Source organism: Pseudomonas sp. VI4.1 (genome assembly GCF_002029345.1).
Taxonomy (GTDB): Bacteria; Pseudomonadota; Gammaproteobacteria; order Pseudomonadales; family Pseudomonadaceae; genus Aquipseudomonas.
Map to the genome: position 1 here is coordinate 1 of NZ_MULM01000030.1, position 4,749 is coordinate 4,749.

The window sequence follows — 4,749 nt, forward strand, 5'->3', positions numbered from 1 at the left end:
CAAGCCGAGCTTGATTTCCGGCAGGCCCAGGCGCACGCCGGCTGCCGCCACGCGGTAGCCGCAGGCCAGGGCGAGTTCCAGCCCACCGCCCAACGCCAGGCCGCCGATGGCGGCGATCATTGGCTTGTCGATTTCGGTCAAGCGCACCAGCAGGTTCGACAGGCCCGGCCCGGCGGACGAAGCGGCTTGGCCGAACTCGCCGATGTCGCCACCGGCACTGAACACCGCGCCCTCGCCATGGAGGATAATCGCTTTCACCCTGGCGTCCGCGGCGGCGCGTTCGCAGGCTTCCAGCAGTGCTCGCGCAGGGCCTGGGAAAGGGCATTGACCGGACCTCCTCGGAGGCCGATCAGGGCCAGGGAATCTTCGCAACGATAATGAATCAGGCTTTCCATAGATGTGTTCTCGGTCGGATACAGGAGTGGAAACCGCCAGCCATGCCTGGCGCCGTCAGCTCAACTCGCTTTCCCGAATCAGCTTCTTGTTGATCTTGCCGACGCTGGTTTTAGGAATCTCGGCGACGAATTTGAACTGCTTGGGGATCGCCCATTTGTTAATCCGGCCAAGCTCGACAAACCGTTGCAGGTGCGCTTCGAGCATCTGTTTATCGACGTACTGTCCGGGCTCGCACACCACCAGCGCCATGGGTCGTTCGCCCCATTGCTCGTCGGCAATGCCCACCACCGCGACCGAGGTGACCAACGCGTGCTCGCTGATCAGGTTCTCCAGCTCCAGGGAACTGATCCACTCCCCGCCCGTCTTGATCACATCCTTGATGCGGTCCTTGATCTCCACCCCGCCCCGAGCGTCGATGGAGGCCAGGTCGCCAGTGTGCAGCCAGCCGTTGCGCCACAGCTCGGCACCCTTTTCCGGCTCCTTGAAATAGCCTTGGGTCAGCCAGGGTGCGCGCACCACGATCTCGCCAAGGGATTCGCCATCGTGGGCAACGCTTTTGCCGCCGGCATCGACAATTTTCAGATCGACCATCGCGATGGGCATGCCGGTCTTGATGCGTTGGGGCAATTGCGCTTGTGTGGACAACTCAAGTTCCGACCCGCGCAGGTATGTGCTGCACAGCATCGGGCAGGTCTCGGACATGCCGTAGCCGCTGTGCACGCGCATACCCCGGGCGGACGCCTGACTGGCGATACCCAGGGTCAGGGCGCTGCCGCCCAGGAGCATTTTCCAGCCATCGAAAGAGGTCTGCTTCGCTTCATCACAGTTAAGGATCATTTGCAGAATCGTCGGCACGCAATGGGAGAAGGTGACCTTCTCTTCGCGGAACAACCGCACCAGGCTATTGGGTTCGTAACGGCCGGGGTACACCTGCTTGATGCCCATCAGGGTCGCGACATAGGGCACGCCCCAGGCATGCACGTGGAACATCGGGGTGATGGGCATGTAGACGTCGTCGGAACGTAACAGCGCAAAGCTTTGGTAGGCGCCCAGCGTGCCCACGGCATTCAGGGTATGCAGCACCAACTGGCGATGAGTGAAATACACCCCTTTCGGCGCGCCGGTGGTGCCGGTGGTGTAGAACAGGGTCGCCACCGAGTTTTCATCAAAGTCCGGGAAATCGTAATGGCAAGCCGCCTGGGAGAGCAGGCTTTCATACTCCCCCAGCACCGGCAATTCAGTGCCGGTCCCGGCGTCGTCAGAGAGCCGGATATAGCCCTTGACGGTGTTCAGCTCGCCATGGATCTGCTCGATCATGGGCAGGAAATCATCATGCACCAGCACCAGGTCGTCCTCGGCGTGGTTCATGGTGTAGAGCACCTGATCCGGCGAAAGACGGATGTTCACGGTATGCAGCACCGCGCCGATCATCGGCACGGCGAAGAAGCACTCCAGGTAGCGGTGGCTGTCCCAGTCGAGCATGGCCACGGTATCCCCGGCCTTGACGCCGGCCGCGGTCAGCGCATTGGCCAGCCGATGGATGCGCTCGATGAGGGTCTGGTAGCTGTAACGGAGCTTGTCGGCGTAGACGATTTCATTGGCAGACTCGTAGCGCACCCCGGACAACAACAAGCTCTTGATCAGCAGCGGGTAGCTGTAGGCGCCTTGTGCTGGCGGGATTATTTTTGTCTTCAGCATGGTTGTACCTTCCTGATTCAGAACTGTGCTGCATCCAGCGAGTAGAGGCTTTCGCTACCGGCCTTGACCGAAGCGCTCAATGAGTGAATACGCGGCAGCAGGCGGGCGAAGTAGAAACGCGCGGTGCCCAGCTTGCTGGTGTAGAACGCGTCTTCGGTTGCCTTGCCCATGGCCGCCTGGGCCATCAATGCCCACATGTAGGCATAGGCCGTGTAACCGAATACCTGCAGGTACTCGACCGAGGCGGCGCCGATTTCGTTGGGATTGCCCTGGGCTCGATCCAGCAGCCACGCAGTCAGTTCGTCGAGGGTGTCCACGGCGGCGTTCAGCGGTTGGCTGAACTCGCCGAGGTCAGCACCGGCGTTGGCGGTGAACTGGCGAATCTCGTCGGCGAACAAGCGGTAGAGCGCCCCGCCGCTGCCGACGGTCTTGCGCCCGGCCAGGTCCAGGGACTGGATGCCGTTGGTGCCTTCGTAAATTTGCGTGATGCGCACATCGCGCACCAACTGTTCCTGGCCCCATTCGCGAATATAGCCATGGCCGCCGAAGATCATCTGGCCGTGCAGGGTGGCTTCCAGCCCCATGTCGGTCAGGAACGCCTTGGCCACCGGAGTCAGCAGCGACACCAGTTGCTCGGCGCGGGTGCGGGTTGGCGCGTCATCGCTGTACTTGGCGGTGTCCAGTTGCAGGGCCACGTAGCTGGAAAACGCCCGCCCGCCCTCGTTCAGGGCTTTCATGGTCAGCAGCATGCGCCGCACGTCCGGGTGCACGATGATCGGGTCGGCGGCCTTGTCCGGTTGCTGTGCGCCGGTTGGCGCGCGGCTCTGCAGGCGGTCGCGGGCATACTCGACGGCGCTCTGATAGGAGCGTTCGCCCTGCGCCAGGCCCTGGATACCCACCCCCAGGCGCTCGTAGTTCATCATGGTGAACATCGCCGCCAGGCCCTTGCCCGGCGCATCGACGATCCAGCCGGTGGCCTCGTCGAAGTTCATCACGCAGGTGGCAGACGCCTTGATGCCCATCTTGTGTTCGATGGAACCGCAGGACAGCGTGTTGCGCTCGCCCAGGGAGCCGTCGTCGTTGACCAGCACCTTGGGCACCAGAAACAGCGAGATGCCTTTGGGGCCGGCGGGTGCATCCGGCAGCCGGGCCAGGACCAGGTGGATGATGTTCTCGGTCAGGTCGTGCTCGCCGCCGGAAATGAAGATCTTGCTGCCGCTGATTGCGTAACTGCCGTCGGCCCGGGGCACGGCCTTGGTGCGAATCAGGCCCAGGTCGGTGCCGGCATGCGCCTCGGTCAGGCACATGGAACCGCTCCAGACCCCGGCGTACATGTTCGGCAGATACTTCTGTTTCAGCGCTTCGCTGGCATGGGCGCTGAGCGACAGGCAGGCACCGGCGGTCAGCATCGGGTACGTGCCGAACGACAGGTTGGCCGAAGTCACCATTTCCTCGACCTGGGCCGAAATGGCCTTGGGCATGCCCATGCCACCGAACTGCGGGTCACCGCCAACACCGACCCAACCGCCGTCGGCGAAGGCCTGGTACGCCGCGATAAAACCAGCCGGAACGGTCACCGCTCCGTTGTCCCAGGTGCAACCTTGTTCGTCGCCACTGCGGCGCAGCGGCGCGATGATGCGGCGCTGATCTTGCCGGCCTCTTCCAGGATCGCGGCCGCCGTTTCTTCATCGACCACCTCGGCCAGGCCCGGCAGTCGGGCCCAAAGCCTGGAGGCTTCGAAGACTTCGTCGAGCACGAAGCGCATGTCGCGCAGGGGAGCTTTGTATTCAGACATGTTTGACTTACTCGGACAGTGTGAGGGCAGGTCGCATGCCCGGTTGTTTGGCGTTGTCGGTCTCACTGGCGTGCAGCACCGGCGCATCCGGGGCAGCACCGCGGATCAGCGAGGGCCCGCGCAACAGGAAATACGACAGGGCTGGAATCAGGATCAGCGCGCCGAGCATGTTCCACAGGAACATGAAGGTCAGCAGGATGCCCATGTCGGCCTGGAACTTGATCGGCGACCAGACCCAGCACACCACGCCGGCGGCCAGGGTGATGCCCACCAGCCCTACCACCCGGCCGGTGAACGCGACCGCCTTGCGGTAGGCATCCCCCAGCGACAGGCCCTGGCGCTGGTGATGCAGTTGCACGCTGAGCAGGTACAAGGCGTAGTCGACACCGATGCCGACGCCGAGGGCGATCACCGGCAGGGTCGCGACTTTCACGCCGATGCCCATGGCCACCATCAACGCCTCGCAAAGGATCGAGGTCAGCACCAGCGGCAGCAGGCCACCACTGTCGCGCGCCAGCTGCGGAAGGTGATCAGGCAGAACAGCGTCACCGCCGCATAGACATAAAACAGCATGGTGCGGTTGGCCTCGCGCACCACGATGTTGGTCGCCGCCTCGATGCCGGCACTGCCGGCGGCCAGCAGGAACTGCCGGTCCGGGGTGCTGTTGTCCTTGGCGAACTTGTCGGCAATGGCCACCACGCGTCCAGGGTCTCGGCCTTGTGGTCCTTGAGGAAGGCGATCACCGGCATCAGCGAGCAGTCGTTGTTGAACAACTCCGGGGAGTTGACCGAGGCTTGCTGCGCGGCGTAGTTCAGCACGTCCTGGTTGCGCTGGATGCTGTTGAGCTTGGGGTTGCCCTC

Annotated in this window: 1 protein-coding gene and 3 pseudogenes; all 4 read right to left on the reverse strand. The window is 63.3% G+C overall.

Annotation, left to right across the window (positions count from 1 at the left end; all coding sequences use genetic code 11):
• A pseudogene (locus tag BZ163_RS00380) lies at nucleotides 1-395 on the reverse strand (enoyl-CoA hydratase/isomerase family protein); the annotation flags it as partial.
• A 55-nt stretch (nucleotides 396-450) separates the two neighbouring features.
• Nucleotides 451-2,094, reverse strand: a complete 1,644-nt coding sequence (locus BZ163_RS00385) for a fatty acid--CoA ligase (RefSeq protein ID WP_128869363.1) — start codon at nucleotides 2,092-2,094, stop codon at nucleotides 451-453.
• Nucleotides 2,095-2,111: 17 nt separating this feature from the next.
• A pseudogene (locus tag BZ163_RS00390) lies at nucleotides 2,112-3,889 on the reverse strand (acyl-CoA dehydrogenase C-terminal domain-containing protein).
• Nucleotides 3,890-3,896: 7 nt separating this feature from the next.
• Nucleotides 3,897-4,749 (reverse strand): annotated as a pseudogene (locus BZ163_RS00395) (MMPL family transporter); the annotation flags it as partial.